The organism is Polyangium jinanense (genome assembly GCF_028435365.1).
Window position 1 is genome coordinate 590975 of record NZ_JAGTJJ010000002.1, and the last position, 26529, is coordinate 617503.

General features: G+C 69.3%; 26 protein-coding genes. 15 read left to right on the forward strand and 11 right to left on the reverse strand.

Annotation, left to right across the window (positions count from 1 at the left end):
• Window positions 1-21: 21 nt before the first annotated feature.
• Window positions 22-2178: a DsbA family protein gene (locus KEG57_RS07470; RefSeq protein WP_272417355.1), complete on the reverse strand. Its 2157-nt coding sequence runs from the start codon at window positions 2176-2178 to the stop codon at window positions 22-24.
• A gap of 203 nt (window positions 2179-2381) precedes the next feature.
• On the opposite strand from KEG57_RS07470, the gene KEG57_RS07475 reads away from it, so the two are divergent.
• From KEG57_RS07475 to KEG57_RS07485, 3 genes are read left to right on the forward strand one after another with little or no spacing between them, the layout of a single operon-like run.
• Window positions 2382-3320, forward strand: a complete 939-nt coding sequence (locus tag KEG57_RS07475; protein ID WP_272417356.1) for an MbnP family copper-binding protein — start codon at window positions 2382-2384, stop codon at window positions 3318-3320.
• A gap of 4 nt (window positions 3321-3324) precedes the next feature.
• Complete coding sequence (locus KEG57_RS07480) at window positions 3325-4533, forward strand: methanobactin export MATE transporter MbnM (RefSeq protein ID WP_272417357.1); 1209 nt, start codon at window positions 3325-3327, stop codon at window positions 4531-4533.
• Window positions 4530-5156 (forward strand): hypothetical protein, encoded by a 627-nt coding sequence (locus KEG57_RS07485; RefSeq protein ID WP_272417358.1) that lies wholly within the window; start codon window positions 4530-4532, stop codon window positions 5154-5156. The genes KEG57_RS07480 and KEG57_RS07485 overlap by 4 nt, the downstream gene beginning before the upstream one ends.
• A gap of 6 nt (window positions 5157-5162) precedes the next feature.
• Here the strand turns inward: KEG57_RS07485 and KEG57_RS07490 are convergent, their stop codons facing one another.
• A complete protein-coding gene (locus KEG57_RS07490) occupies window positions 5163-6689 on the reverse strand; it encodes a glycosyltransferase family 39 protein (RefSeq protein WP_272417359.1) in 1527 nt (508 codons plus the stop codon).
• Between the two features lie 14 nt (window positions 6690-6703).
• Window positions 6704-7822 (reverse strand): M14 family metallopeptidase, encoded by a 1119-nt coding sequence (locus tag KEG57_RS07495; RefSeq protein WP_272417360.1) that lies wholly within the window; start codon window positions 7820-7822, stop codon window positions 6704-6706.
• Between the two features lie 118 nt (window positions 7823-7940).
• Here KEG57_RS07495 and KEG57_RS07500 point away from each other — a divergent pair, with 118 nt between their 5' ends.
• On the forward strand, window positions 7941-8930 hold the full coding sequence (locus KEG57_RS07500; protein WP_272417361.1) for a BREX-2 system ATPase PglY family protein: 990 nt from the start codon (window positions 7941-7943) through the stop codon (window positions 8928-8930).
• A gap of 4 nt (window positions 8931-8934) precedes the next feature.
• Here the strand turns inward: KEG57_RS07500 and miaA are convergent, their stop codons facing one another.
• The gene (gene miaA, locus KEG57_RS07505; RefSeq protein ID WP_272417362.1) at window positions 8935-9909 is read right to left on the reverse strand and encodes a tRNA (adenosine(37)-N6)-dimethylallyltransferase MiaA; all 975 of its coding nucleotides are present in this window, start codon (window positions 9907-9909) and stop codon (window positions 8935-8937) included.
• Window positions 9910-9963: 54 nt separating this feature from the next.
• Here miaA and KEG57_RS07510 point away from each other — a divergent pair, with 54 nt between their 5' ends.
• Window positions 9964-10821 carry a phosphatase PAP2 family protein gene (locus KEG57_RS07510; protein ID WP_272417363.1) on the forward strand — a complete coding sequence of 286 codons (858 nt, stop codon included), beginning with the start codon at window positions 9964-9966 and terminating at the stop codon, window positions 10819-10821.
• On the opposite strand, the gene KEG57_RS07515 is transcribed toward KEG57_RS07510, so the two are convergent.
• Together KEG57_RS07515 and KEG57_RS07520 are read right to left on the reverse strand one after the other, a co-directional pair.
• The gene (locus tag KEG57_RS07515; protein ID WP_272417364.1) at window positions 10822-12267 is read right to left on the reverse strand and encodes a cytochrome P450; all 1446 of its coding nucleotides are present in this window, start codon (window positions 12265-12267) and stop codon (window positions 10822-10824) included.
• Between the two features lie 93 nt (window positions 12268-12360).
• On the reverse strand, window positions 12361-13068 hold the full coding sequence (locus KEG57_RS07520) for an AMIN-like domain-containing (lipo)protein (RefSeq protein ID WP_272417365.1): 708 nt from the start codon (window positions 13066-13068) through the stop codon (window positions 12361-12363).
• A 183-nt stretch (window positions 13069-13251) separates the two neighbouring features.
• Here KEG57_RS07520 and KEG57_RS07525 point away from each other — a divergent pair, with 183 nt between their 5' ends.
• Both KEG57_RS07525 and KEG57_RS07530 read left to right on the forward strand, forming a co-directional pair.
• On the forward strand, window positions 13252-13713 hold the full coding sequence (locus KEG57_RS07525) for an STAS/SEC14 domain-containing protein (RefSeq protein ID WP_272417366.1): 462 nt from the start codon (window positions 13252-13254) through the stop codon (window positions 13711-13713).
• A gap of 80 nt (window positions 13714-13793) precedes the next feature.
• On the forward strand, window positions 13794-14654 hold the full coding sequence (locus KEG57_RS07530) for a PAS domain-containing protein (protein ID WP_272417367.1): 861 nt from the start codon (window positions 13794-13796) through the stop codon (window positions 14652-14654).
• Window positions 14655-14664: 10 nt separating this feature from the next.
• Here KEG57_RS07530 and KEG57_RS07535 read toward each other — a convergent pair whose 3' ends face one another.
• The 3 genes from KEG57_RS07535 to KEG57_RS07545 form a co-directional block, all read right to left on the reverse strand.
• Window positions 14665-14901, reverse strand: coding sequence for a hypothetical protein (locus KEG57_RS07535; protein ID WP_272417368.1), 237 nt, complete (start codon window positions 14899-14901; stop codon window positions 14665-14667).
• Between the two features lie 226 nt (window positions 14902-15127).
• Window positions 15128-15649, reverse strand: a complete 522-nt coding sequence (locus KEG57_RS07540; protein WP_272417369.1) for a hypothetical protein — start codon at window positions 15647-15649, stop codon at window positions 15128-15130.
• Window positions 15646-16101 (reverse strand): hypothetical protein, encoded by a 456-nt coding sequence (locus tag KEG57_RS07545; protein ID WP_272417370.1) that lies wholly within the window; start codon window positions 16099-16101, stop codon window positions 15646-15648. The genes KEG57_RS07540 and KEG57_RS07545 overlap by 4 nt, the downstream gene beginning before the upstream one ends.
• Window positions 16102-16230: 129 nt before the next feature.
• Between KEG57_RS07545 and KEG57_RS07550 the strand changes: the two genes are divergently transcribed.
• Entirely contained in the window at window positions 16231-17100 is an 870-nt protein-coding gene (locus KEG57_RS07550) for a serine/threonine-protein kinase (RefSeq protein WP_272417371.1), read from the forward strand.
• 22 nt (window positions 17101-17122) lie between these two features.
• Here the strand turns inward: KEG57_RS07550 and KEG57_RS07555 are convergent, their stop codons facing one another.
• Window positions 17123-18052 (reverse strand): esterase-like activity of phytase family protein, encoded by a 930-nt coding sequence (locus KEG57_RS07555; protein WP_272417372.1) that lies wholly within the window; start codon window positions 18050-18052, stop codon window positions 17123-17125.
• A 72-nt stretch (window positions 18053-18124) separates the two neighbouring features.
• Between KEG57_RS07555 and purN the strand changes: the two genes are divergently transcribed.
• The 7 genes from purN (at window position 18125) to KEG57_RS07590 (ending at window position 24946) form a co-directional block, all read left to right on the forward strand.
• Window positions 18125-18790: a phosphoribosylglycinamide formyltransferase gene (gene purN / locus KEG57_RS07560; RefSeq protein WP_272417373.1), complete on the forward strand. Its 666-nt coding sequence runs from the start codon at window positions 18125-18127 to the stop codon at window positions 18788-18790.
• Between the two features lie 13 nt (window positions 18791-18803).
• Window positions 18804-20399 (forward strand): NAD(P)-binding protein, encoded by a 1596-nt coding sequence (locus KEG57_RS07565; RefSeq protein ID WP_272417374.1) that lies wholly within the window; start codon window positions 18804-18806, stop codon window positions 20397-20399.
• A 100-nt stretch (window positions 20400-20499) separates the two neighbouring features.
• Window positions 20500-21639, forward strand: a complete 1140-nt coding sequence (locus tag KEG57_RS07570) for a PEGA domain-containing protein (protein WP_272417375.1) — start codon at window positions 20500-20502, stop codon at window positions 21637-21639.
• Between the two features lie 25 nt (window positions 21640-21664).
• The gene (rsmD, locus tag KEG57_RS07575; RefSeq protein WP_272417376.1) at window positions 21665-22246 is read left to right on the forward strand and encodes a 16S rRNA (guanine(966)-N(2))-methyltransferase RsmD; all 582 of its coding nucleotides are present in this window, start codon (window positions 21665-21667) and stop codon (window positions 22244-22246) included.
• Window positions 22247-22271: 25 nt separating this feature from the next.
• A complete protein-coding gene (locus KEG57_RS07580; protein WP_272417377.1) occupies window positions 22272-22643 on the forward strand; it encodes a hypothetical protein in 372 nt (123 codons plus the stop codon).
• Between the two features lie 16 nt (window positions 22644-22659).
• On the forward strand, window positions 22660-23493 hold the full coding sequence (gene truA, locus KEG57_RS07585) for a tRNA pseudouridine(38-40) synthase TruA (RefSeq protein ID WP_272417378.1): 834 nt from the start codon (window positions 22660-22662) through the stop codon (window positions 23491-23493).
• 76 nt (window positions 23494-23569) lie between these two features.
• A complete protein-coding gene (locus tag KEG57_RS07590) occupies window positions 23570-24946 on the forward strand; it encodes a trypsin-like peptidase domain-containing protein (protein ID WP_272417379.1) in 1377 nt (458 codons plus the stop codon).
• 1 nt (window position 24947) lies between these two features.
• Here KEG57_RS07590 and KEG57_RS07595 read toward each other — a convergent pair whose 3' ends face one another.
• Window positions 24948-26513 (reverse strand): serine/threonine-protein kinase, encoded by a 1566-nt coding sequence (locus KEG57_RS07595; RefSeq protein WP_272417380.1) that lies wholly within the window; start codon window positions 26511-26513, stop codon window positions 24948-24950.
• Window positions 26514-26529 lie beyond the last annotated feature (16 nt).

Consider the following 26529-nt stretch of genomic DNA (forward strand, 5'->3'; position numbering starts at 1 on the left):
CGCGGGCCCGCCCCGCGGCGGTTACTTCGCTTCCTTGAGCGCGAGGTTGACGACCTTCTTGAACTTGGCGAGCGGCTGCGCGCCCGAGACCAGATAGCCATTGATCACGAATGCGGGCGTGCCCGTGATCCCCACATCCTCGCCGGCCTTGATGTCCGCGTCGATGAGCGCCTTGTGCGTCTGGCCGTCGACCGCGGCGAGGACCTTCTGCACGTCGAGCCCGAGCGCGGTCGCCGTCCGCTCGATGCCGGCGCGGTCGAGCTGCGTCTGGTCCTGGAAGAACGCGCCGTGCATCTTCCAGAAGCCGTCATTGCCTTTCTGCTTGTACGCCTCCATGGCCGCGAGCGCCGCGGGCATCGCGTTCTTGTGGAACGGGAGCGGCTTGTTTCGCCAGACAAACCGGATCTTGCCCGGGAAGGCCGCTTCGAGCTCGGTGAGCGTGGGCTCGACCCGCTTGCAGAACGGGCACTCGAAATCGGAGAAGATCTGCACGGTGACCTTCGCGTTCGCCGGACCCCGGGTGGGATTGTCCTTCGTGAACGCGGGGATCGCCTTCACCTTCTCGAGCACCGTCGTCTTGCCGTCCTTGATGATCGTGTCGTAGAGCTTCGCCGCGGGCGTGCCCTTCTTGACGAGCGCCTCCGACTTCGTGATCTCCTCGTCGATGAGCGCCTTGAACTTCTCGATCGGCTGCGCGCCGACGAGGCGGCGACCATTGATGAAGAAATGCGGTGTGCCGCTCGCCTGCACGTCGTCGGCGAGGTCTTGGTCCTGCTCGATGCGGTCCTTGTACTTCTTCTTTTCGATCGCGTCGCTCGCCTTCTTCAGGTCGAGCCCGAGGTTCTTCGCGATGCCCTCGAGGTCCTCGGGCGCGAGCTTGCCGTTCGCGGCGAAGAGCAGGTCGTGCGCTTTCCAGAACCCCGCGTCGCCCTTCTGCGCGCGCGCTTCGAGCGCGAGCTCGGCCGCGGGCTCGGCGTCCTTGTGGAACGGCAAGGGGTTGTTCTTGTACACGATCCGGAGTTTGTCGCCGTAATCGCGGGCGAGCTGCTCGAGCGTCGGCGTCACCTTGACGCAGAACGGGCACTGGAAATCGGTGAACATCACGAGCGTCACGAGCGCCGTGTTTTTGCCCCGCACTGGCGAGCCGTCGACGGGCACGCGCCAGACCGTCTTCGTGTCCTCGGCCGCGGCGGCCGAGCCAGCGAAGCCGGGCCGGTCCTCGGGCTTCTGGTAGTTTTTCGCCGAGAGCGTCGCATACACCTTCTCGGGCGCCGTGCCGCTCGCCGTCGCCTTGCGCCCGGCCGCGATTTGCTCGTCGACGATCGCGCGGAACTTGTCGATCGGCTGCGCGCCGGAGAGGAACACGCCGTTGATGAAGAACGCGGGCGTGCCCGTCACGCCGATCTTCTTGCCGAGCTCGATGTCCTCGTCGATCTTCTTGCCGATCTCGCCGCTCGCGAGCGTCGCGTCGACGGTCTTGCGCGTGATGCCCCGCGGCAGCGAGCCGTCGATGACCTGCGGGTCGATCCGGCCGGCGAAGAGCGCGTCGTGATAGGCCCAGAACCAGGGCGCGCCCTTCTGCTTGAACACGGCCATCGCCGCCTCGGCCGCGGGGCGCGCGTTCTTGTGGAACGGGAGCGGGAAGTTTTTCCAGACGATCCGGAGCTGATCCTTGCCGTAGATCTTCGCGAGCTCGGCGAGCGTGCCCGAAGCGCGCGCGCAGAAGGGGCACTCGAGGTCGGAGAACGCGACGATGGTGACGGGCGCCTTGGGGCTGCCCCAGCTCGGATCCGCGGCCGTGACGGGCACCGGGCTCTTTGCGCCTTCGCCCGTGTCGACCTCGTTTCCGCCGGTCCACGTGCCGGCCTCGGCCGGGGCGACGGTGCGCACGGGAAAACCGCTGCCGGGGTTGTCGTCGTTGGCCCCGCGGCCAGCGCCGCCGGCGACCGCGATCCTCTCGCCGTCGCCTTCGGCCGCGCCTCGGGGCGCGCCGCCCTTGTCGGCGCCCTGGGCGGCATCTTCGGCGCCCTTTCCAGCGGTGGCGGTGTTTGCGCCCTTGTCGGCGGTCCCCTGGGACTCGGCGCCGGGCGTCGCAGCCGGGGGCGGAGGCGCCTGGCCGCAGGCAGTTGCGGCCGAGAGGGCCGTCACGAACCCGATTCGGAAGAGCTTCACGAGCATGGCCGGCACCCTACAGGAAACCCCGTCACGACGCACGCGGCTTGCGCGTGGATCCACGCGGCTTCAACATCCCGTGGACGTTCCGTCAATGGCGCCCGCGCACGCGAAGGAAAGGCCGGAGCCTCGTGGCACGAGGGATGCATCAATTTGTCGCATTGCCAGGACGCGGAAACGGGTCCATGGCTTTCGGACGGAGGTGAAACGTGGCTTCTAGACTTGGTACTTCGCGAGGAAGGTGGCTCATCGTGGCGCTCGGCGCGGCGCTCGTCGCAGGGTGCGGCGGAGGCAGCGGAGACAGCGGCAACGGGGGCAACGGCGGATCGGGCGGCGCAGGCGGAGCGGGCGGCGGCGGACCGGGTGGTGGCGGGCCGGGGCGCATCGACGTGGAGCTCGCTTTCGAGGGGCGCGTCGGAAACGAGGTATTCGATTGTGGAAAGACCTTCACCGCGGGAAGCGCGTCCACCGAGGTGAGGATCACCGATTTTCGTCTCTACGTGCACGACGTGCGCCTCCTGCGCACCGATGGCAGTGATGTCCCGGTCGAGCTCACGCAGGACGGGCTCTGGCAACACGAGAACCTGGCGCTCCTCGATTTCGAGAACAAGACGGGCGCCTGCGCGAACGGCACGAGCGAGACGAATGGCGTAATTCGCGGTCAGGTAGAGGACGTGACCTACACCGGCATCGCATTCAAGGTGGGCGTGCCTTTCGAGCTGAACCACGGCGACGCGTCGGCGGCGCCCTCGCCGCTCAACCTGAGCGCGCTGTTCTGGAACTGGAATGGCGGGTACAAGTTCCTCCGCGTGGACGCGGCGCCGACGGCGGCGGGCGGCGGGGCGTTCAACGTGCACATCGGCAGCACGGGGTGCACGGAGGACGCGGCGGGCGCGGTCACGGCGTGCGATCGGCCGAACCGCCCGGAGGTGCGCCTTTCGGGCTTCGATCCGCTGAAGAGCAAGATCGTCATCGATTACGCGGCGCTCGTGGCGGACAGCGATCTCTCGCAGAACGTGGACGGCGCGCCGGGCTGCATGGCGGGCTCCGACGACACCGAATGCAAGGCCATCATGGGTCGGCTCGGCATTCACGTGGACGATGGATCGGTTCATCCGGACGAACAGAAGCTCTTCACGGCAGAGTGAATCCATGAAAATCCCTCTCCTCCTCACCGCGGCCGCGCGCGGGCCTTTCGTCGCCCTCTTGCTCCTCGGCTCCTTCGCCGGCTGCGGCGGGGAGGATGGGGAGCCGCCCAAGCCCCCGCCGGAGCCGCCTGCGACCTGGGATTTCGGGCTACCCGCGGGGTATCCCAAGCCCAAGATTCCCGCGGACAACCCCATGACGGCGGACAAGGTCGAGCTCGGCCGGCGTCTGTTCTACGACAAACGTTTGTCCGGGAACGAGACGCAGAGCTGCGCGTCGTGCCACGACCAGAAGCTCGCGTTCACGGACGGGCGCGCGGGCGGGCTCGGATCGACGGGCGAGGTCCACCCGCGGGGCTCGATGTCGATCGTGAACGTGGGCTACCTGTCCACGCTCACCTGGGCAAACCCCTTGATCACGGAGCTCGAAGAGCAGGCGCTCCTGCCGCTCTTCGGAGAGACGCCGGTCGAGCTCGGGCTCGCGGGGCAAGAAGACGTGCTCCTCGAACGATTGCGCGCGGAGCCGGTGTACAAGGCGCTCTTTCCGAAGGTGTTTCCCGACGATCCCGACCCCGTGCGGCTGGAAAACGTGGTCCGTGCGATCGGCGCGTTCGAGCGCAGCGTGATCTCCTACCGGTCGGCCTGGGATCGGCACAACTACGGCGGTGATTCGAAGGCGCTGTCGGAGGCCCAGAAGCGCGGCAAGGACCTGTTCTTTTCGGAGAAGCTCGAATGCTTCCATTGCCACGGCGGCTTCAATTTCTCCGACTCCGTGGAGCACGACGGGACCACGTTCACCGAGACGATGTTCCACAACACCGGCCTTTACAACATCGGCGGCACGGGCGCGTATCCGGAGAACAATCGAGGCGTCTACGAGGTGACCCAGGTCTCCACGGACATGGGCCGGTTCCGCGCGCCGACGCTGCGAAACATCACGCTCACGGCGCCCTACATGCACGACGGGAGCATCGCGACGCTCGGCGAGGTGCTCGACCATTACGCGGCCGGCGGGCGCACGATCGTGGAGGGGCCCTACGCGGGTGTGGGGAGCACGAACCCGTACAAGAGCGAGCTCATCAATGGTTTCACGTTGACCGAGGAGGAGAAGGCCGACGTGCTTGCTTTCCTCGCGTCGCTGACGGACGAGGCGCTGCTCACCGATCCGCGATTCGCGGACCCGTGGAAGCAGGACAGCGCGGGAGGAATGCCGTGAAGAGGATCGGACGAATCGCAGGAATCGTGGCGCTCGCGGGCGCGGTGTTCGTCGGGACGAGCGTGGGCGCGTGCGGGGGAGGGACGGAGAACCCGCCCGCGACGAACGAGCCCGACTTGACGGGCGTGATCTACGCGGGCGTGGCAACGGACGAGGCGCTCGAGGCGCTGCTCTTGGCCACGCCGAAGGCGGATCCGGCGCAAGCCGTGGTGGTCGACACGCCGGCCACGGGCGCGACGCTGCCGAAGGACGTGCCGCCGACAATCGAATGGCACGTGGGCGGCTCCTCCGCATCGCGCGCGCCCTCGGCCGGAGAAAGGTTTGTCGGGGCCGCGAAGGCGATCGCCTCGTTTTTCGGTCCGCGCGAGGCGTGGGCGCACGGGGCGCCGGTGAACGGCCGCGCGTATCTGCTCGTGTTCTCGACGCCGAAGAGCCCCGAGCTCGTGCGTGTCTTCACGACGGAGCTTTCCTACACGTTCGACGCGGCCACGTGGACGAAGCTCGCGCTCACGGGGGAGCCGGTGACGCTCGTCGTGACGAACGCGATCTTCGAGGACAACCGCGTGGCGCAGGACGGAGGGCCGTTCACGGGGGAGTCGGTGACGTTTTCGATCGGGCCGTGAGCCCTGTCACCGCCGCTGCGCCGACCGCGGATGAAACACCCCCCGCGGCCGTGTCGGCATCCCCGTGACCGGGAAGAAATCGTTCCCCCGGAAGAGCGGCGGGTCCTTCTCGTTTCGCATGTAAAACAGGTTGATCTCTTTCTTGTAGAAATCGGTGTCCGGGATGACCGCGCCGAAGCGCTGCGTCTTCAGCGCCTCGCGTACCTCGTCCCGGAGCGCGATGCCCGGCGGGCCGCCGCCGATGCCGAGGATGTCCTGCATCGCCATTTCATGCGCGAACGAGCGCTTGCCCGCGAGCGTCGCGAGGTGGCCGTGCGCCGGGACCCAGACGTCGCCAGGCAATTCGGAAAGCTTTTTCACGAAAGCGTGGCCCGCTTGCTCGTCGCTGCGCGAGGGCACGAGGCGGCGCGGGTCGTAGACGACGCAGGCGAGCTGGAGGGCCGCGACGCCGAACGCCGCGGCGCGCAGGCGGGCGCGGAGAGCCTCCGGCGCCTGGCCGATGCTTTCGAGGGCCATGCCGATGCCCATGCCGAAGAGAATGGCGAGCACGGAGAACGCCGGCATGAGGACGTTCGGCCAGCCGCCCGCGTGCAGGCGCCCGCCCCACGAGGTCCCGAGCGCGCCGGCCGCGGCGAAGAACCAGAAGAGACGCGCCTTGCGCGCGCCCTCGCCCGAAGCCGCGAACCAATAAAGAGCCGCGACGAAGGAGACGGCGAGCGGCGCGAAGAGGTCTTCGACCCAGTAATCGACCCACATCGCCGGCACGTTCGGGTGCTGCGAGGGCAAAAAGAAGACGTAATAACGAAACCAGCCGCCGTGCAGGCGGTCGAGCGCGAAGATCGAGAGGCCGATGGTGCCGAAGAGCGCCACGCCAAACCCGAGCCCGCGCTTCCAGCCGTCCGCGAAGAGCGCATACGCCGCGAGCGGCGCCGCGGCCACGAGCATCGATTGTTTCGTGAGGAACGAGGCCAGGAACAGGGCCACCGCGAGGAGCCGGAAGCCCGTGCCCTCGCGGAAGCGCAGGACGTAGAGGCCGAGGAGCCAAAAGAGGAGCGCGAGCGAGTCGACCCGCGCGATATCCATGAAGGCGACGCTCTCCCGATACGTGCCCGCGAAGAGGCCCGCCGCGAGCACGGCGGCGACGCGGCTCTTCGTCTCGCGATGCACGAAGAGCCCGATGAGCGCGAGGCAGCCGAGCGAGGAGAGGAGCGAGACGAGGCGCAGCGAGAAAAAACCGACGCCGAAGACCTTGCTCGCGGCCGCGGAGACGTAGAAGTAGAGCGGCGTGTAGATGAAGGGGACGAAATCGATCGTGGGGCGGTCGTAGAGGCGTTTGCCCGAGAGGATGTGGCGGACGTGGTCGACCGCGCCGCCCTCCATCCATTCGAGCTCGAATGGATACCGGAGGTGCAGGACCGCGAGCACGAGATAGAGGCCGACGTACGCGGCGGCGCCGAGGCCGACGAGCCAGGGCAGGACGCGGCCGAGGAAGGCGGGGACGCGCCGCCACAAGGTGAGGAGCCGAGCGAGCATCGAGGGGCGCTACCCTAGCGCAGCACGCCCAAAGATTCGAGCACGGCCTCGAGCGAGGAGCGCCCGAGCTCAGAAGCACGCTCGGGCCCGAAGCCGCTCGGGCCTTCCTTGAACGGCATCTCGATCGTCAGGGACAAGCAATCGAAGCGCTCGCCAACCCAGTTGTTGCCGATGCGCAGATCGCCCTTGCCCGGGTCGTCCGCGCCATAATCGAATTCAGAGGAGAAAACGCCGTCGCGCCGGGCGAGGCTCCGCGCAAAGCGCCTTTCGAGCTCGTAGAGGCGCTCGGAGTAGCCAGGATTTCCCGCGCAGCCGATGGCGAAGGCGACCTCGGCGTGCTCGTCGCCGTGCACGTCGAGGTAGAGGTCGACGCCCGCCTGCTCCATGACGCTGCGCACGGCGAGGACCTCGGGGCTCGCCTCGCGGCTCGGCGCCTGCCATTCCCGATTGAGATCACGGCCGGCCGCGTTCGTTCGGAAATTGCCGCGCGTGCTGCCGTCCGGGTTCACCATCGGCACGACGTACACCACGGCCTCGTGAAGCAGCGTGTCCGTGACCGGATCGTCCTCGGCGAGGAGCCGGACGAGCGCGCCCTCGACGAACCACGAGCCCATCGTCTCGCCAGGATGCTGGCGCCCCGTGATCCAGAGGCGTCGTTTGCCCGGAGCCTCCTCGCCGAAGACGACGAGGTGGATCGGGCGGCCCTCGGCACTCGCGCCGATCGGGAGCACACGCGCCCGCGGGCTGCGATCGACGACCGAGAGGAGCGCGCCGAGGCGCTCGAGCGGATAGGCGGCAAAATACGAATAATGGACCGTGTCGTGCTCGGGGCGGTGCTGGAGGACGAGGCGCCGGCCGTCGAAATCGGTGGGGACGCGGAACCATCGTTCGAGGTCATACGATGCGAGCGCGCGGTAGCCGTGGAAGGCGTCGGGGTGCATCGCCTGGCCCGCGTCGGTGATCGTGAGCTCGACGTGGCGGCCCCGCGCGCCTCGAACGCGGAAATGGAACCATTGCCGGATGCCGGCGGCGTTGTCGGCGCGCAAGGAGAGCTCGGCCTCGGCCCCGTGCTGGCCGGTCACGACAATGCTCCCGCCGCAGAGGTCCGCGTCGACGTGCATGAAATGCATCATGCCACGAACGGCGGCCGAGCGGGGGGCGATCGTGAGCGAGCGCGCCGGTTCGCCCCCGCGGGCGCCGACGGGCCCCAGCGCGGGGCCTTTCGCCTATACTTCGCCGCGGAGAGGTCGAATGGCGAAGAGCAGGACGGGGATCGACAGCAGCGCAGGCTCCCTGCCGGAGCCGACGACATGGGCGCGGGCTGTCGTCCTCGGGACAGGGATCCTCGGCGTGAGCCTGACGGAGCGCACGCTCTCCGCGAAGGCCCTGGAAGAGCTCGGGCGCAAGGTGCTGGAGGTCGTTCGCGCCATCCAGCCCGCGGCGCGCAAGCTCGTCGAGGTGCTCGAAGCGCGCACGACGGAGCTCGGCATCGATCACGACTGCGACAGGCTCCGCACGGCCCGGAGCGCGCGCGCGCTCTGCGAGGCGATCGCCGGCAAGTCGCTGCGCGAGGCGCGCGAGATCGTCGAGGCGCTCGCCGCCGCGCGGCTCGAGACGAGCTCGTCGGCGGTGCAGGCGAGCCTCGGCGCCGCGGACGATTCGCTCGAGACGCTCGACGATCCGCTCGTGCTCGGCGTGCTGAAGCAGCTCGCCGGGCGCGAGAAGGGCGATCTTTCGGCGTCCAAGTATCTGCGCGAGGCGCGCTCGATTCTGCGGCAGGACGAGATGCGGAGGTCGCTCTCGGTGGAGCTGCGCATGGTGGCGGGCGCGGCGCAGGCGTATCTCTTGAGCGGGACGCCGAGCGCCGAGGGAGCCGCGGCGCACGGCCCTGCCGACGATGGCGGGCTGCCGAAGAGCGTGGTGCTCGCGAGCGTCGTGGCGCCCGCGGACGTGCGCATCGAGGCCTCGCGCGCCGCGCCGACGCCGCCGCCGAGCGCGACGCGGGCGCGGTCGGGCGGCACGAAGCGTATATCGCTCACGCAGACGCTGGCGTCGGAGGGCACCCTGCCGTTCACGCGCGTGAGCGTGGAGCGGCGGGGATCGACGCCCGATCGGAAGACGGCGCGCGCGCTCCTGGCCGAGGCGGTGCGCGAGGCGGAGCAGAAGCTCGAAGCTTCGCCGAAAGGGCCGGCGCTTCTCTCAGTGCTGATCACGCTCGACATCAGCGACAAGGGCGCGTGATCGATCAGGCGTCGAGCGTGACGTAAAGGACGGGCTCGTCGCGGAGCCACGTGCGCTGCCGGCGCACGAAGACGCGCGTCGCGCGGACGATCGTGTCTTCGAGTTCCTCGCGCTGGAGCTCGCCTTCGAGGAGCGCGCGGACCTGCTTGTATCCGACCGAGCCCATGGGCCGCGCCGATGCATGGCCCGCATCGAGCAGCGCGCGCACCTCGTCGATCCAGCCGGCGTCGAGCCATCGCGTGACGCGTGCGCGGATGCGCTCGTCGAGTGTCTCGCGCGGCCAGGCGACGCCGACGAGGCGCGCGTCGTGGCGCTTCTCGCGGAAGCCGTGCTCGGCGAACCACTGGCTCTGCGGCTTGCCCGAGAGCTCGTGGATTTCGAGCGCGCGGCTCACACGGACGAGGTCGTTCGGGGCGAGCCGCGCGGCGCTCTCGGGGTCGACGGCGGCGAGCATGGCGTGCAGCGCTGCGCGTCCCTCGGCCTCGGCGATGGCCGCGTGCCGCGCGCGGATTGCGGGGTCGGCGGGCGGCGCGGGGGCGAGGCCGTAGACGAGTGATTTGATCCAAAGGAACGTCCCGCCGCAGACGATGGGCACGCGGCCGCGGCGCTTGACGTCCTCGATCGCGCGCTCGCCGAGCTCGGCGAAGGTCTGCGCGTCGAGGGGCACGAGCGGGTCGGCGATGTCGACGAGGTGGTGCGGGGCGCGCGCGCGCTCCTCGGCCGTGGGCTTGCCCGAGCCGACGTCGTAGCCGCGGTAGATCTGTACGCTGTCGGCGTTGATGATCTCGCCGCCGAAGCGCTCGGCGAGGCGGATCGCGAGTTCGGTCTTTCCGCTCGCGGTGGGTCCGACGACGACGAGGAGCTCGCCTTCGCGCGGTGGATCGATCGTGCTCCACGACGGGGCCGCGCGGGCTGGCTCGCGGGGCTCGTCGGCTTCGCCCGGCAGGGCGCTTTCGGTTTCACGATCGTTCGGGCGCATCGTTCGGGGTTCGCGAGGGGACTCGGGCGCGGGGACTTCCTGTAGCATCTCCGGATGTCCGCCATGCCGCGCTTCCTGCTTTCGTTCGTGTTCGTTGCGTCCCTCGCCGCGCCGGCCGTCGCCTCGGCCGAGGAGCCTCCGCCCGCCCGGCCGATGATGCGGGTGAACCTGCCGATCGATCTCACCGTGACCGCCGTGGGCGGCGCGGCGTGGATCACGACGGAGGTCTTGAAATCGAAGATCGCGCCGGCTTCGTGCCGGTGGTGCAGCCCGCCGGGGATCGACGATTCGATCGCGAGGGCGCTCCACTGGGGCAACACGAAGACGGCGGCCCGTCTCAGCGACGTCGGGCTGTATGGGCTCGCCCCGCTCGCGGCATTCGGGTTCGACGCGGCGGTCGTGTACGCGACGGGTGGCACGCTCGCGGAGTGGGGGACGGACGCGCTCGTCATTCTGGAATCGATGGTCGTGGCCGCGGACCTCACCCAGATCGTGAAGTTTTCCGTGGGGCGGGAGCGCCCGCTGCTCGAATACAACTCCGTGGACCCGGACGAACGGGACAGCCGCGATAACAACCTGTCCTTTTTTTCCGGTCACACGTCGTTCACGTTCTCCGCGGCGGTCGCGAGCGGGACGGTGGCCACGCTGAAGGGATATCGCGCGGCGCCCTGGATCTGGGCCACCGGGCTCACGATCGCGGCGGCCACGGGGTATCTCCGCATGGCCGCGGACAAACATTATTTTACGGACGTGATGATCGGCGCGATCGTGGGATCGGCCGTCGGGTTCGTGGTGCCGTGGCTGCACCGGCCGACGACGAGCAAAGATACAGGGACGGCGCGGCTCTCGGGGATGACGGCGAGCCCGCTGCCCGGCGGCGGGCCGCTCGTGGGCTTCAGCGGGATCTGGTGATCAGTTCGCGGCGCGCCTCGCGCGGACGCGGAGGAGGACGGGTTTTTCGGGCCGGAGGGCCGTTGCGTAATCGGGGCCGATCGGCGCGTCGCTCACGGGCTCGAAATCGAAGCGCTGGGCGATCTGCGCGAGCAAGAGCTCGGCTTCGAGCGTGGCGAAGGTCGCGCCGATGCAGATGCGCGGGCCGGCGCCGAACGGCATGTAGGCGCCGCGCGGCCGCTTCGCCTCGTTCTCCGGGGAGAATCGCGTCGGATCGAATCGCTCCGGGTCGGGGAAGATCGCCTCGCGCCGGTGGAGCGCGTGGATCGGGACGATGATCGACGTCAGCTTGGGCAGATGGTATCCGCCGACCTCCACGTCCTCGATGGCGACACGATCGATCGCAAAGGCCGGCGGGTAAAGCCGCAGCGCCTCCCGGAAGACGCCGCGCGTGTATTCGAGGCGGGTCGCATCCGCCGCGGTCGGGGTTTTTCCGGACAGGCCGTCGACCTCCTGCTGCCAGCGGCGGTAGACTTCGGGGTGACGCGCCAGGAAATAGAGGCACCAGGTCGTCGACGTCGCCGTCGTCTCGTGGCCGGCGATGAACAGCGTCATGGCCTCGTCGCGCACCTGGCGATCGGTCATGAACGAGCCGTCGTCCTCGTCGCGGGCCGCGAGCAGCCGCGAGAGCAGATCGGGCCGGTCGCCGCCGTTCTGCCGGCGGTCGGTGATCATGCGTTGAATGCGATCGTCGAGGGTCCGGACCGCGGCGAAGAGCTTGCGTCGCTCGGCCGTGGGCAGGGGAACGGGCTGGTGCAGGGCCTCGATGGTGGCTTCGCGGGCGCGTTCGAGCGGGGCGGGGAGGTTTTGCCGTTGCAGAAGCAGCTGGACCAACGTCGCGCGCACGACGATCGAGACGCTGCCGGTCTGATCGCCGAGGTAATTGAACATCGTCCGGATCGCGTCGCTGATCTCGTCGGATTCATCGAGCGTGTCGGCGTCGAAGAGGACCTTGGCCGCGACACCCATGGTGATGCGCGTCATCTCACGCCCGGCGTCGATGATCACGCCGTCCTTCCAGTCGTCGAGGCAACGCGTGATGACGTCGTTCATCATCGGCGCATATCCGTCGATGGTGCGCGGGTGGAAGAGCGGCGCCATGAGCTTGCGTTGCTTGCGCCACGGCTCGCCTTCGCTCGTGAAGAGGCCACGGCCGGCGAAGGGGTAAAACATGATCTTCGTGGCGATGCTCTTCTCGAAGCTCTTTTGCTTCTCCACGAGCGCCTCGTGCGCGAGCTCGGGCGCGCAGAGGACGACGAGCGGGAAGTTGAAGAATCGAATCTGCCCCAGGTCGCCGAGCTCGCGCGCGAGGCGCAGGAAGATCGCGGCCTGCGTGGTCCGGAACTCCTTCGCGTGTCCGGAAAACGTTTGTCCCGACAGGATCGGGATGTCTTCGACGGTCTTCATGGCCCTCCTCCGAGCGCGCCGTGGCGCGGGGCGGCCGTGCGCCCCCACGCGCTCTCCCGCCCGCACCGGCGGTAGGAGCGTCTCCAAGGCGCGTCAAGGGGCGCGGCCGTGTTTGATGTCGACGACGATCCGCGGAGGATCCCGGAGCTCGAGCACGCGATACCGATTCGGCGAGCCGACGCCGAGCACCCAGGTGAGCTCACCCTCGAAATCGCACGTGGGTGCGAGCTCGAGCAAGACGGGCAGCTTCGGGCGCTGTTCGACCGGGCTCAGCGTCGAGCGGCCCGCGTCGTCGTGCGCCCGCGCCGGCGTCATCCGGACCCGGAGCCGGCCGTCGCCGGCGATCGTCACGGGGTCGCCGGTTCCGCAGCGGCGGACGGGTTTGTCGATGTACTCCACGCGGTAGCCGGGCAATGCACCCGAAAACTCGAATACGGTCCGATCGAATCCTGCGTGACGGCCCGCCCGGACCGAGCGCAGCTCGACCGTGTGCACCTCGGGGATCTTCTTCTCGACGGCCGCGGCCGTTCCCTCGAACGCTTCTGGCGCGGTATCCCCGGGCTCCTTCGTCCCCTGCGTCGGCGCGGTAGGCTTCGCCGTCGGCGCGGCCGGCTCTGGGGCTTTCGTGGGTGGCTCTGCGGGCGGTTCGGTCGCGCTCGGCGCCTTCGCCGTCGTCGTCGCCGTCGTCGTCGCCGTCGTCGTCGCGGCGCTTTCGGTGGGCGTTTTCGTGGCGTCGGGCGCGGTGTCGCGGCAGGCGAAGAGCATCGGGCTGGCGAGGAGGAACAGGAAGGGCGTACGCATGGGGCTTGCTCCGTGTCCGTTCGGCGCAACGGGCCTCGGCGCAAGGGCCTTGGGGTGCGCGGGACGGACGACGTCGGTGGCCCGATTACAATGGGTGCGTCCGTCCGTCAACGGGGCTTGACACGGTCGCGGCGCGGGGCTCATCCTGTGCCGGTGGGCAATGCGCCCGCAATCGGGGATTGCATGGCGCTATCGAATACGGACTGGGAGGCGTTCGGGGAGCACGTCTATCGCTTCGAGGCGCCGGACATCGTGCACATCCGGAATGTCGGCGACGTCGCTGTGGAGGACATGCGGCGTATGTTCGAGCTGATCCGAACGGGGGTCGCGCAGGTGGGTGGGCCGGTCTTCTGGCTCGCGGGCATCGCGCAGATGGGGCACGTGCACGCCGAGGCGCGCAAGCTCGCGATCGAATCCGATACGGCCAGAAACCTGCGGGGCACGGCGATCTACGGGGGCAACTTCCAGCAGCGCGCGATCTCGAACCTCGCGATCAAGGCCGCCCGTTTGCTCAGACCCGCGCGCGCCTCGACCCCGTTCAAGTTCATCGCCAGCGAGTCGGAAGCGCGGGCCTACATCGAGGCGATCCGACGCGGCGCGCAGGGCGTGATGTCGCGCGGCTCCCGTCCGCCGCCATTGAACTGACGGATCGTGCAACCATACGATAACGTTTTGAACATCAACGGCCCTTGCGATCGGGACGCGCGCGGTGGTACTCGTCGATCGTGACCCAGAAGTCCCCGGACGGTGCACTCACGCAGACGCGCATCGAGCGCCTCCTCAACGCGAGCCGCGTGGTCCTCTATGCGGGCACGCTCGATTTCGTGTGCACGTACATCAGCGACAACGTTTTCTCGCAATTCGGATACCACGCCGAAGAATTCCTGCGTGACCCGTCGTTCTGGACAGATCGGATTCACCCCGACGACGCGCCCCAGGTGCTCGCCGACCTCGCGGGGAGCTTCGAGCACGGACATCAGACGCACGAATACCGCTTCCGTCACGGAAACGGTCAATGGCTGTGGGTGTACGACGAGATCGTGCTCGTGAAGGACGAGCAGGGGCAGCCCGTCGAATTCGTCGGCGCCTGGCAGGACGTGACCGAACGCAAGGAGGCCGAGCGGCTCATCCAGGAGCAGGCGTTGGCGCTCGCGCAGTTCTCGACGCCGCTCGTGCCGATCACCGACGACGTGCTCGTGATGCCGCTCGTCGGGTCGCTCGATACACGCCGCGCCGAGCAGGTGCTCGGGACGCTCCTCGACGGCGTCGGCCGGACGCAGGCGCGCGTCGCCATTCTGGACATCACGGGCGTCCCGGTGGTGGACACGCAGGTCGCCGATGCCCTCCTGCGCGCGGCGAAGGCGGTGTCGCTGCTCGGGGCCCAGGTCGTGATCACCGGCATTCGCTCGGAGGTCGCGCAGACCCTGGTGCAGCTCGGCGCCAACATGGGCGACGTGGTCACGCGCGCGACCCTGCAGGCGGGCGTCGCCTACGCCATGCGCGGGAGAGCCTGGGCGGGCGCGGAGGCGCCTTCCGGCGAGCGCCCCCGTTCGGTTCGTGGAAAAAAACCCCCCCCGGGGATGTGAAGGATGTCGATCAGTACCGGCGTCCGGGGCGGCCCCGATCCTCGAGGAGGCGCACCGGATCGGGCGCGTCCAGGGTGGACGCGCTCGACGTCTGCGCGCTTCCCACAGCGGAATGCCGGTTCGAATCCACGATCCACGAGGCAACGCCGAGCAGCACGGCGCTGAGGAGCACAAAAGCAGCTACGGCTGCCACGATCATAGGCATGCGGATACGAACGCCGTCGAAATGATGCATCGCGAGCGTCACGAGGACCTCCTGATGTGAAGGCGGATCGAAAAAAGCAGCCCGGAGGCGCTCTCCGCGCCTCTCACCCGGCCCCCCCTCGATGAACCGCCGTTGGGTCACGCCGCCCGTCGCCGAGCCGCGTGTTGTTCTTCGTTGGAACGGCGCACAGATTACCGCATGCGCGCCCTATTTCCAGCGAAATACGGTCCTGGATCGGACAGGAAATGTCCGAGTGCGGGGATGTGGTCTACTTGATCGTGTCGTGGCGCCGGAGGCGGAGGAGATCCGGCAGGAGGAGCGCGAACATCGCGGTCCGGCGCATGCGCGGGGTGAGCCCCTCGACGCGCAGGGGCGTCTTGGCGCCGGCGACGCGGCCCTCGGCGTCGAAGCGTAGCACCTCGGGCTCGACCTCCGGGAGGCGGAACGTCGCCGTCCCGCCTTCGTCGATGATCAGCGTCCCTGAGCGCGTCGGGACGGTACCGTCGGAGCTCAAACGAATTTCGATCGTGCCGCCGAGATCGACGAAAAACCCATTGGAATGAAGGGTGCCGAGCGTCTCGCCGTGCTCCACGAGCAAGCCGTTGCGGTAGAGCATGACGACCGGCTCGTCCCCACGAAGCACACGGAGATCCGCGAGCACGAGCAGGTCTTCCGGAGGGGCGTTGCGAGCGGGCGGTGCGTCGCTTTCGGCGCGCGCAGGCGGTGGCGCGGGGGCGCATCCGCCCGCGAGCACGAGCGCGGAGAGGACGAGGCCCCGCGCGGTCTTCACGGACAAACCACGTTCGGGAGGTAATGGACGTGGTAACAACACTCGTCGTCCTGCGGCGGCAAATCGCAGACGACCTGGCGGAACGCGGGCTGGTTGCAGCAGGCCGTGGGGTTCGTCTCGGCGCAAACGCCGGCCGCGTCCGCGAGCGTCGTGAGCAGGCCGGGGCTCGACCCCGCAGGGGGGCAGAAGTCGCCGCCGTTCATGGAGACGCACACGGCGAGGATCTTGCCGATCAGGGGCTCCTCGCCGCACTGCAGGCCGCCCACGCCGCCCGCGCCGCCGGTGGCGCCGGTGCCGCCCGCGCCGCCTGCGCCGCCTGCGCCGCCGGTTTCGCCTTCGGCATCGACGACGACCTTGGCGCCGCAAGCCGCGCCGAACAGGGTGAGGGCCGCGAGCACGGCGGCGCGGGCGAGGGGATGGGCGGAAAGGAAGTGGAAAGGTCGTTCGAGCATGAGGATCTCCCGAGCTGTGCGTCGCGGATAGGAGGGTTACTGTACCCACGGTCCTGACAAGTCCAGCGCTCCGTGTACGATGCCTGTCGGGGCCTCGCCTTGGCCGTGCGGCCTGCGGAGGAGCGGCGGATGTTTCAGGTGAACGAGGTGATCGACGGGCAATACCGCATCCTGCGGCGGATCGGCGAAGGCGGGCATGGAACTGTCTACGAGGCCGAGGATCTCGACATCGGCGCGCCCGTGGCCGTCAAGTTTCTGCGTCCCGAGGTGGCGGACGCGCCCGAGTTCGCGACGCGCATGCGAAGGGAGGCGCGCGCGATGGGCGCCCTGTCGGGCACGAGCGCGGTGCAGATCTTCGCGCTGAACCGCACGAAGGCCGGGCAGATGTACATCGTGATGGAGCTGCTGCGCGGCAAGGATTTCGAGCGCTACCTCGGCGATCACGAGCGCAACGTGGGGAGGCTGTCGCGATCGAGGCTTTTCGAGGTGATCTCGCCGATCGTGGACACGCTCGACGTCGCGCACCAGAGGGGGATCGTGCACCGCGACATCAAGCCGGCGAACATCTTCGTGCTGGATTCGACGGCGCGAGGGCCGGTGCGGCTGCTCGATTTTGGTCTCGTGAAGGTGCTGTCGGTATCGACGCCGCTCACGCAGGAAGGGCTCGTCGTGGGCTCGCCGTCGTACATCGCGCCCGAGGGCTGGCAGGGCCGGCCGGATCGGGTCACGCCCGCGGCCGACGTCTACGCGATCGGCGCCGTGATCTTCCGCGCGCTCGCGGGCCAGGTGCCGTTCCCCGCGGAGGCGCTGATCGACGTCGTGAAAATGAGCACGCGCGGCAAGCGGCCGAGCCTGCACGCGCTCCGGCCGGATTTGCCGGCGGGGATCGACGGGTGGGTGGAGCGCGCGCTCGCGATCGAGCCGGAGCAACGTTATCCGACGGTGAAGGAGCTCTGGCTGTCGCTCGTGGGGATGCTCGGGCGCGGCGGCGTCGGCTGATATGGGCGGGGAAAAACGAGATTCACGGCGCGGCCGGCAGCGTCACTTCGAGGAGTTCGTTCGGCCCGGAAATGTTTTCACCATATTGATTGTCGACGATGAGCAGCGCGTGGGTTTCGTCCTTCCAGACGATCCCCTCGAAATTGCGTTTGCCGCCGTTCGTGTGTGGCGCGAGGTCCACGAGGACACGCGGCTCGATCGGCGTCGTGGTCCCCGGTCCCTTGGCGGGGAGCGTGAACGAGAGGATGCGCGAAACCGCGAAATGGCGCTCCATGGCGAGCACCTCGATTTGATCCGTCCCTCGCGCACGGCAATCGAGGCCGGAGATTTTTCCTTTTTCGTCCTTCGTGCTCGTGAGCGACAAACGAAACGCCGCCCGGTCGCCCGTCGCCGGGTCGATACGCTCGATCGGCGCATACCGCGCCTTGCCTTCGCCGTCGATCGCGTCCTCGATCGCCGCGACGAGCTGTCCCGACGCCGCGCAGAGGCCCTCGATGCCATGCCCCGAATCACACGACGCGCCCCACGCCGAGAGCGGGACGTCGAGCGTGCGCGTCACGCGGGCCGAATCGCCCTCGCGCGTGGCGAGGAGGATTCGATCCGCGCCCGTCTTCGAGCAGCCGCCCTCGGTGCCGATCGCGAACGATTCCCCCGAGAGCCACGCGAGCGACTCGAAATCGACGCCCTCGGGCGCGCCGCTCACCGGGGTCTTGCGGACCACGGCGCCCGCCTTCGCGAGCTCGACGAGGAGGGGTTGTCTCTCCGTCATCGTGAAGAGCGCGCCCGATGGGCCGACCGCGAGCGACGAGAGGCCCACCTCGTCGGTCCCCGTCACCAGGATCTGCCGCAGCGTGCCGCCGTCTCCGGCCGGGACGGGCGAGGAGCGCGACGACTGGCACGCGAGCGGGAGGAGCAGGGCGGCGAAAAAGAGGCACGAAAAACGGGGTCGCACGGCGCGATGATATCCGGATCGAGCGCGCGGGCGATGCGCGTCCCCGGTTCTTGGCTACGATGGCACGCCCCGATGACCCTCGACCTCGGTGTGCTCATCTCCGGCCGCGGCAGTAACCTCCAGGCGATCCTCGACGCGATCGCCGCGGGCAAGCTCGACGCGCGCGTCCGCCTGGTGATCTCGAACCGTCCCAGCGCCCAGGGACTCGACCGCGCCCGCGAAGCCGGCGTGCCGACGGTTGTGATCAGCCACAAAGATCACCCGGACCGCGCATCGTTCGACGCCGCGCTCGTGGCCGCACTCCAGCAAGCCGGCGCCTCGTGGGTGGTGCTCGCGGGTTTCATGCGGATCGTGACGAGCGTGCTGCTCGACGCGTTTCCGGGCCGCGTGATCAACATCCATCCGTCGCTTTTGCCCGCGTTCCCGGGCGTGAGTGCGCAGGCGCAGGCGCTCGCGCACGGCGTGCGGATCACGGGCTGCACGGTGCACCTCGTCGACGTCGGGACGGACACGGGGCCGATCCTCGCGCAAGCCGCGGTGCCGGTGCTGCCGGACGATACGGAGGAGCGTTTGTCAACGCGGATCCTCGCCCGCGAGCACGCGCTGCTCGTGCACGTGCTCGCCGCGATCGCCGCGGGACATCTCACGGTGCATCCGCCGGCCACGGCCGCGGCGAGGCCTCGTGTCGAGCTCGTCGGCGTGCCGGGCGCGCTCGGCGTCGAGGCGACGGACGATTGAGGGAGAGCGCGTCGTGACCTCGAAGCATTTCGACGTCGTCGTCCTCGGCCGATCGCTCGGGGCGCTGGTGACGGCCGCGCTGCTTGCGCGGCGCGACTTCACGGTGCTCGTGCTCGGTCAGGGCGGCAGGCCCGCGAGTTACAAGCTTGGCGAGCGCACGCTGCGCAGGCGCGCGTTCACGATGCTCGCGGCGACCTCGCCCGCGTGGACGCGCGTGCTCGTGGAGCTCGCGCAGTCGCAGACGTGGAAGCGGCGCGTGGTCGCGGCGAGCCCCATGATGCAGGTGCTCGCGCCGCGGCGCAGGCTCGACATCCCGCCCGACCTCGTGCTCTTCGGCCGCGAGATCGATCGCGAGATGCCCGAGGTGCGCCGCGTGGTCGACGATCTCTACGCCGAGCTCGCCCGCGTGAACGGCGCGGCGGACGAGGCGTTCGAAAGGGACGCGGTCTGGCCACCGGGCACGTTCTGGGAGCGGCGCGAGACGGGGCGATATGCAGCAATGCTGCCGTACGTGCGCGCCGAGCCGGACGCGGATCTCCTGGTCGAGCTGCCGCGCGGGCACTTTTTCCGGCAGGTGGTGACGTCGTCGGTGTCGTTCGCGACCGACCTCGCCACGCTGCCGCCACCGTTCGCGGTCGCTCGCCTGCACGGCGCGTGGACACGTGGCCTCTACACGCTCCCGGGCGGCGAGGACGAGCTCGAACAGTTCCTCGTCGATCGCATCGCCGCGCACGGCGGTCGTTGCATGCTGTCGGCCCGCGCGCGGGCGCTCCATTTGCGACGCGGGTCGGCCGCGGGCGTGATCGTCGACGGCGACGAGGGGCCGACGGGCGCGAGCTTCGTGATCACCGATCTCGACGGCGAAGGCCTCGCGGCGCTCTCCGGCGGCGAGGGCATCCACAAGCGCGCCCAGCGCGAGTGGCCGCGGATCACGTCGTCGGTCGGCAGGTTCGTCGTGTCGCTCGTGGTGCGCGACGAAGGTTTGCCCGCGCCGCTCGGCGTCGAGAGTTTTGTGCTCCCCGGCGATCGGCCCTCGCTCCGGAACCCAGCACGCACGGCTCCGGCCGCGGGTCCTCGTTCGAGCGCACCGCCGGGCGCATTGCGACCCGTGATTCACCTGGAGCGTCACGCGATGCCCGGCGTGCGGGGCGAGTCGCTGCTCGTCGCCGAGGTGCTCTTGCCGGATCGAAGTCCGATCCAGCTCCTCGGCATGCGCGAGGTGGTGCTGTCGACGCTCGCCGCGGAGCTGCCGTTCCTCGAGCGTCATCTGCGTGTCGTCGACTCGGTGCACGATGGGCTGCCGGTCTGGGTGTACGAAGACGGCCGATTTCGCTCGGTGGATCGAGGCTCGCTCACGGGCGCGGCGATCGCGGCGGAGCCGATGGTGCGGCAACTCGACGTCGATCCGCCGGGGTACCTCGGGCTCGGCGGCGAGCCGATTCGGGGGCCGATCGAGCGCACGTTGCTCGTCGGTCGCAGCGTCCTTCCCGGCCTCGGGCAGGAGGGGCAGCTCCTCGCGGCGTGGGGCGCGGCACGGCTCGTCACGCGGACCGATCGCCGCAAGGAGAAGATGCGCCGCGACATGTGGAGCAAGGTCGAGATCGGCTGAGCCAAGCCCGATCCTCCTCGCCCCGTCACCGCATAATTGCGGAACGAGCCCAAGGGAGGATAACGTGGTCGCGCGGAGGAGAGAGAGCGGCAAGATGACCATGCGCGCACCCCGATACGGTCTGGCGACGACGCTCGCGCTTGCGACGTGGATGTCCATCGGCGCGGCCCAGGCCTCCGAGCCAGGGCCGGATACGCTTCCGATCCACATCATTTCGATCCAAACGATGGACGCCGACGACCAGGCCGAGGCGCTCACGAAGGCGCTCCGGAACGCGGTCCGGGCAACTCCAGGCTGGTCGCAGGGCGAAGGGGACTACTCGCTCGAGGTGCTCACGCTCTCGCTGAAGTGCCCGGATCCGCCGGACGCCGGGTGTCAGTCGCGCATCGCCGATCAAATCCGCGCCGACCGGTACGTGTGGGGCAAGCTCGACAAGGGCAAAGGCGGCAACGTCACGGGCGAGCTGCACTTCTGGGTGCGTGGCAAGGGCACGACGGACCACAAGGTCGAATACAGCGCGAACCTGACCGAATCGCAGGACGAGGCGCTGCGCAAGATCGCCACCGACGCGCTGAACAAGCTGACGGACGGCCCGCCCAAGGGCGAGGTGAAGGTCAAGGCCGGCGCCGTGGCCGGCCAGGTCTTCGTCGATGGTCAGCCGCTCGGCGCGCTCACGAACGGCGAAGGCACGTTCTTCGTCCCCTCGGGCAAGCACAACCTCGTGGTCAAGGCGCCCGGATACGCCGACATGTCCACGGAGGTCACGGTCAAGCCGAACTCGCCGACGGACGTGGTCGTCGCGCCCGTGCCCGCCGGCGATACCTCGCCGACGAACTGGAAGCGCATCGGCGGCTTTGCCGCGATCGGCGCGGGCGTCGCGTTCGGCGCGGTCGGGATCTACGGCACCGTGACCGTGAACGGGGTCAACAAGAATCCCGACTACGATCAGAACCAGGCGCTCTACGACCAGCAAACGAACATCTGCGATCTCGCGCGCGGGAGCGAGCCGGTCGTCCCCGGCTTCAACAAAGTGCGGGTGGGCGAGCTCTGCTCGACGGGCGAGACGGGCCAGCTCCTGCAGCTCGTGTTCTATCCGCTCGCGGCCATCGCGGCCGGCGCCGGCGTCTTCCTCGTCGCGACGAGTGGTACGGCGTCGAAGGAAAAACCCACGACGGGTTTCATGGTCCTGCCCCGCGTCGATCGGACCGGCGGCAAGCTCGACGTCGGTTTCCGCTTCTGACCGCAAACGCTCTACCCCTCCTCCCATGCGCGTGATCGGCGGCTCGCTCGGCGGACGCAGGCTCGTCGCCCCGTCGGGGCATGCCACGCGGCCGACGAGCGATCGCGTGCGCGAGGCGCTCTTCAACGTGCTCGGCGACGTCTCCGGCGCGGCCGTGCTCGACCTCTACGCAGGCACGGGCGCGCTCGGGATCGAGGCGATCTCGCGTGGCGCTTCGCGCGTGGTGTTCGTCGAAAACGGTCGCCCCGCGCTCGCGGCGCTCCGGCAAAACCTCGCGTCGCTCGGGATCGAAGGCACCTCGCGGGTGATCACGCAGCCGGTCACGCGCGCCCTCGCGTCGCTCTCGCCCTTCGGCCCTTTCGAGCTCATCCTGCTCGATCCGCCGTATGCCGCGCTCGCGGAGGCCGCGCGCGTGCTCGAAGCGATCGCGGCCGAGACGTCGAACCTCGCGGCGCCCGGGGCGCGCGTCGTCTTCGAACACGCGAGCCGCGACGCCCCGCCGAAGCCCGGGCGCCTCGTCCTCGACGAGACGCGAATCTACGGAGATACGGCGATCTCCTTGTACACGCGCGCGGAGGACGTTCCCTCCGAGGCCGCGGATGGGTAAGGTATCGCCTCACCCCTTTCCAGCCATGAGCACGACCTCGATGAAACCCTTCGCTTCCCCGAAAGGTAAAGGCCCGGCCTCTCCGCTCCTCGCGGCGCTCTTCGTGGCGCTGCTTTGCGGCGCTTCGGCGTGCGCCTCCGAGGAGGGCACGACGCCCTCGTGCAACCAGGACCTCGACGGAGAGGGGCACATCGACAACGTGGACAACGGCTGCAACCCGTTCGCCACCTGCGTCGTCAACGGCAAGGTCTCGCCGCCGGACGAGTGCTGCAAAGAGGACCTGCAGGGCAACCCCCTCGAGGGCTACGCGCGCGACGCCTGCCTCTACGGCTACGGCGCCGGGCCCGCGCCGGGCAGCGGCGGCAGCGGCGGCGACGGCGGCGGCGACGGCAACTAGCCAAGCATCTCTTCCCATGAACGAGCCCGCTGACGAGGGCGGCCCGAGCTCTCTCCCCGACGGCATTCTTCTCACCGTCGCGTACGACGGCCGCACGTTTTCGGGCTACGCGCACCAGCCCGATCGCCGCACGATCGCCGGCGAGCTGCTCGCCGCGCTCCGCGCCCTCGACCCGACGATCCGCGAGATCCGCGGTTCGAGTCGCACCGACGCGGGCGTGCACGCCTTCGGCCAGCGTGTCGCGTTCGATCCGACGCGCGTGGTCCCGCCGCGTGGATGGGTGCTCGGCACGGCGAGGCATTTGCCGAAGGAGATCGCGGTGCGTCGCGCGTCGCTCGTGCCGCGCGGATTCACGCCGCGATTCGCGAGCCAGGGCAAGCGCTACCGGTATCTGCTCTTGCGCGATCTCGTGCGGGATCCGTTCCTCGAAGGTCGCGTTTGGCGCGTCGAGCAGCTCAGGGACGATGCATCGATTGCGCGCGCGGCGGCCGAGGCGAGCCTCGCCGTCGGCACGCATGATTTTGCCGCGTTCCGATCGGCCGCGGATCCACGGGAGAACACGGTGCGCACGCTGCGGCGTGTGTCGGTGGAGGTCGACCGGGACGATCCACGCCTCGTCCGGATCGAGGTCGAGGGCGACGCGTTCATGCACAACATGGTGCGCATCCTCGTGGGGACGTTCGTGGACGTCGCACGCGAGCGTCTCGCGCCCGGCGCCGTGTCGCGCGCGCTCGCCTCGAAGCGCCGGGACGACGCGGGCATCACCGCGCCGCCGGATGGGCTGTACCTGGTCTCGGTCACGCTCGCCGACGAGGGGCGTGACGCGTGGCCGAGCGAGACGGGGACGTGAACGGCGCGCGTCTTCCGCGTGCCATGGCGGCCCCGAGAGATCCATAATCGAACCCCTGCCTTCCCTCGGAGGAACGATGCGCCCTCGCTGCATGCTCGCCTCGATGCTGGTCATGGCCGGGCTCGGCTCGGCCTCTTCGGTCGCTTCTGCGCAAGTCCCGCGCCCGAAGGCCCCGCCGCCGCCCGCGCTCCCCGCGCCCGCGCGAGGTTTGCCCACGGCAGCCGAGGTGCGCGCGCTCGGCGATACGTTCGTCGCGGTCGCCGAGAAGACGAGCCCGGCCGTCGTGCAGATCGACGTGACGGTCTCGAGCGGCGACAGCTCCGCGGGCCGCTGGTTCCGCGCCGACGCGACGACGCGTGGCATGGGCTCGGGCGTGATCTTCTCGGCCGACGGCGCGATCCTCACGAACAACCACGTCATCGAGGACGCGCGCGCGATCAACGTGCGCCTCAAGGATGGCCGCACCTTGTCCGCGCGCGTGGCCGGCCGTGATCCCGCGACCGACCTCGCCGTGCTCCGTGTCGACGCGACGAACCTGCCCGTCGCGACGTTCGCCGACAGCGACGCCGCGCGCGTCGGCGAGTGGGTCGTGGCGATCGGATCGCCCTTCGGCCTCGGGCACACGGTGACGACCGGCGTGCTCAGCGCGAAGGGACGCGGCGGCGTGGGGATGAACGCGATCGAGGACTATCTGCAGACGGACGCGAGCATCAACCCGGGCAACTCCGGCGGTCCGCTCGTGAACCTCGACGGCCAGGTGCTCGGCATCAACACGATGATCGTGAGCAAAGGTCAGGGCATCGGGCTCGCCGTGCCCTCGAACATCGCGCGGCGCGTGGCCACGCAGATCCTGAAGACGGGGCGCGTGATGCGCGCCTGGATCGGCATCGGGATCCAGGACCTCACGCCGCAGCTCGCGGCCGAGATCCCGAGCGCGCCGACCGCGGGCGCGCTCGTGAACACCGTGGTCGCCGGCGGGCCCGCGCAGAAGGCGCACCTCGAGCCGGGCGACATCGTCACGAAGATCGGTGCGCGCACGATCGCCGACGCGCAGGACGTGATCCGCGAGCTCTTCCTGCACGACGACGGCGAGGTCCTCGCGATGGAAGTGATCCGCAGCGGCAAGCGCTACCAGACGAAGGTGACGCTCGAAGCGAAGAGCGAGACCTCTCCGCCTGCGCTCCCGGTCGAGCGGAAAGCGTCGAGCCCGCAGGGGCTCGGGATCACGCTGCGCGACGTGGATGGCGATGGCGGGAGCACGCTCGCGCAGATCGTGGCCGTGTCGCCGGACTCGCCAGCGGATCGGGCGGGGCTCAAGCGCGGCGACGTCGTGCTCGAGGCGGACTTCGCGCGGCTGCCGTCGTCGTCGGACGTGCAGAAGGCGGCGCAGGACGGGCGACTCCTCCTGCGGGTTCGTCGCGACAAGGCGACGTTCTACACGGCCGTCCGCTAGATCAGAGGTCGCTGCCCATCTTGCGACCGCCGCCCGTCGACGTGGTCGTCGGCGTGGGCGGCGGCTTCTTCGCGGTCCCCGTGCCCGTGCCGAGTGGCGCCGTGCCGCCCGTGCGTGCGCCCGTCGGAAGCGGCCCGCCCGTGCCGACCGGCGGCGTCGCCGTACCGATCGCGGCCGTGTTCGTCTCGGCCGGCGTCGGCGCTTCCGTCGGCGTGGCCGCGGGCGTCGGCGCGAGCGTCGGCGTGGGCGTCGGCATCGGCGGAGGGTTGGTCGCAGCGGCTTGTGTGGTCACGGCCGGCGGCGTCACCGGGGGTTTGTCGAGTACGAACTTCCAGACGATGAGCCCGCTCGCCGCCACGAGCAGCGTGCCGAGCAGGCCGATCGCGATCATCGCGCCGTTGCCGCTTTTCTGCGGCGCGCCGACGACCGTGAGCCCGGGATGTGACATGCCGAGGTTCGGGTGCGACATGCCGAGGCTCGTCCCCGGGATGGGCTGACCCATGACCATCGGGTTTTGCTGGCTCATGCGCGGATCGAACGTCCCGGGGATGCCCCCGCCGACCATCGGGCCCTGCTGGCTCATGCGCGGGTCGAACCCCGCGGGCAAACCGAGCGGCCCCGTGCCGACGAGCGGGTTCTGCTGGCTCATGCGCGGGTCGAACATGCCCGGCTGGATCGTGGGGATGCGGCCCGCGTTGAGCTCGGGGCCCGCCGGGTTCGCCATCATCCATTGCGCGACGGTGGCCTGGAATTCGCGCGCCGTCTGGAAGCGGATGTTCGCGTCGCGGATCATGGCCTTCGCGATGATCGCGGCGAAGTTCGGGTCGAGGTTCGGCACGACGAGCTCGGCCGGGTCGGGCGACTCGAGCGCGATCTTGAAGACGAGCTCGTTGAACGTCTGCGCCTGGAACGGCAGGCGTCCCGTGATCGCCTGGTACATGACCACGCCGACCGAGTAGAGATCGCTGCGCGCGTCGATCTTGCCGCCCCGCGCCTGCTCCGGCGACATGTAGTAGGGCGTGCCCATGACCGCGCCGGTCTTGGTCATGCTCATGTCGGTGTCGAGCGCGGAGAACTTCGACACGCCGAAGTCGAGGATTTTGACGAAGTCGCGCTGGTTCTTGTTGTTGATCAGGTAGACGTTGTCGGGCTTGAGATCGCGGTGGACGATCCCCGCGTCGTGCGCGGCCGCGAGCCCTTCGAGCAGGCCGTGGATGAGCGGCGCGAGCTCCTGCGGCGTGAGGCGCTTTCGCTTCTTGATGCGATCGCCGAGGCTCTGGCCGTCGAGGAACTCCATGACCATGAAGCGCTCGCCGGTCGGCAGGTTGCCGAGGTCGAGCACCTCGACGATGTGCTCGGAGCCGATGCGGCCCGCGGCCTGCGCCTCGCGCTCGAAGCGCTGGACGACGTCCTCCTTGCCCGAGACGGACGCGTGCAGGACCTTGATGGCCACGCGGCGATGGATGCGCTCGTTCTCGCCCTCGTAAACCGCGCCCATGCCGCCCTGCCCGAGGAGCCGGAGGATGCGGTATTTGCCTTCGATGATGTTGCCGGGCTGAAGCGTCATCGACTGCCTTGTCGGG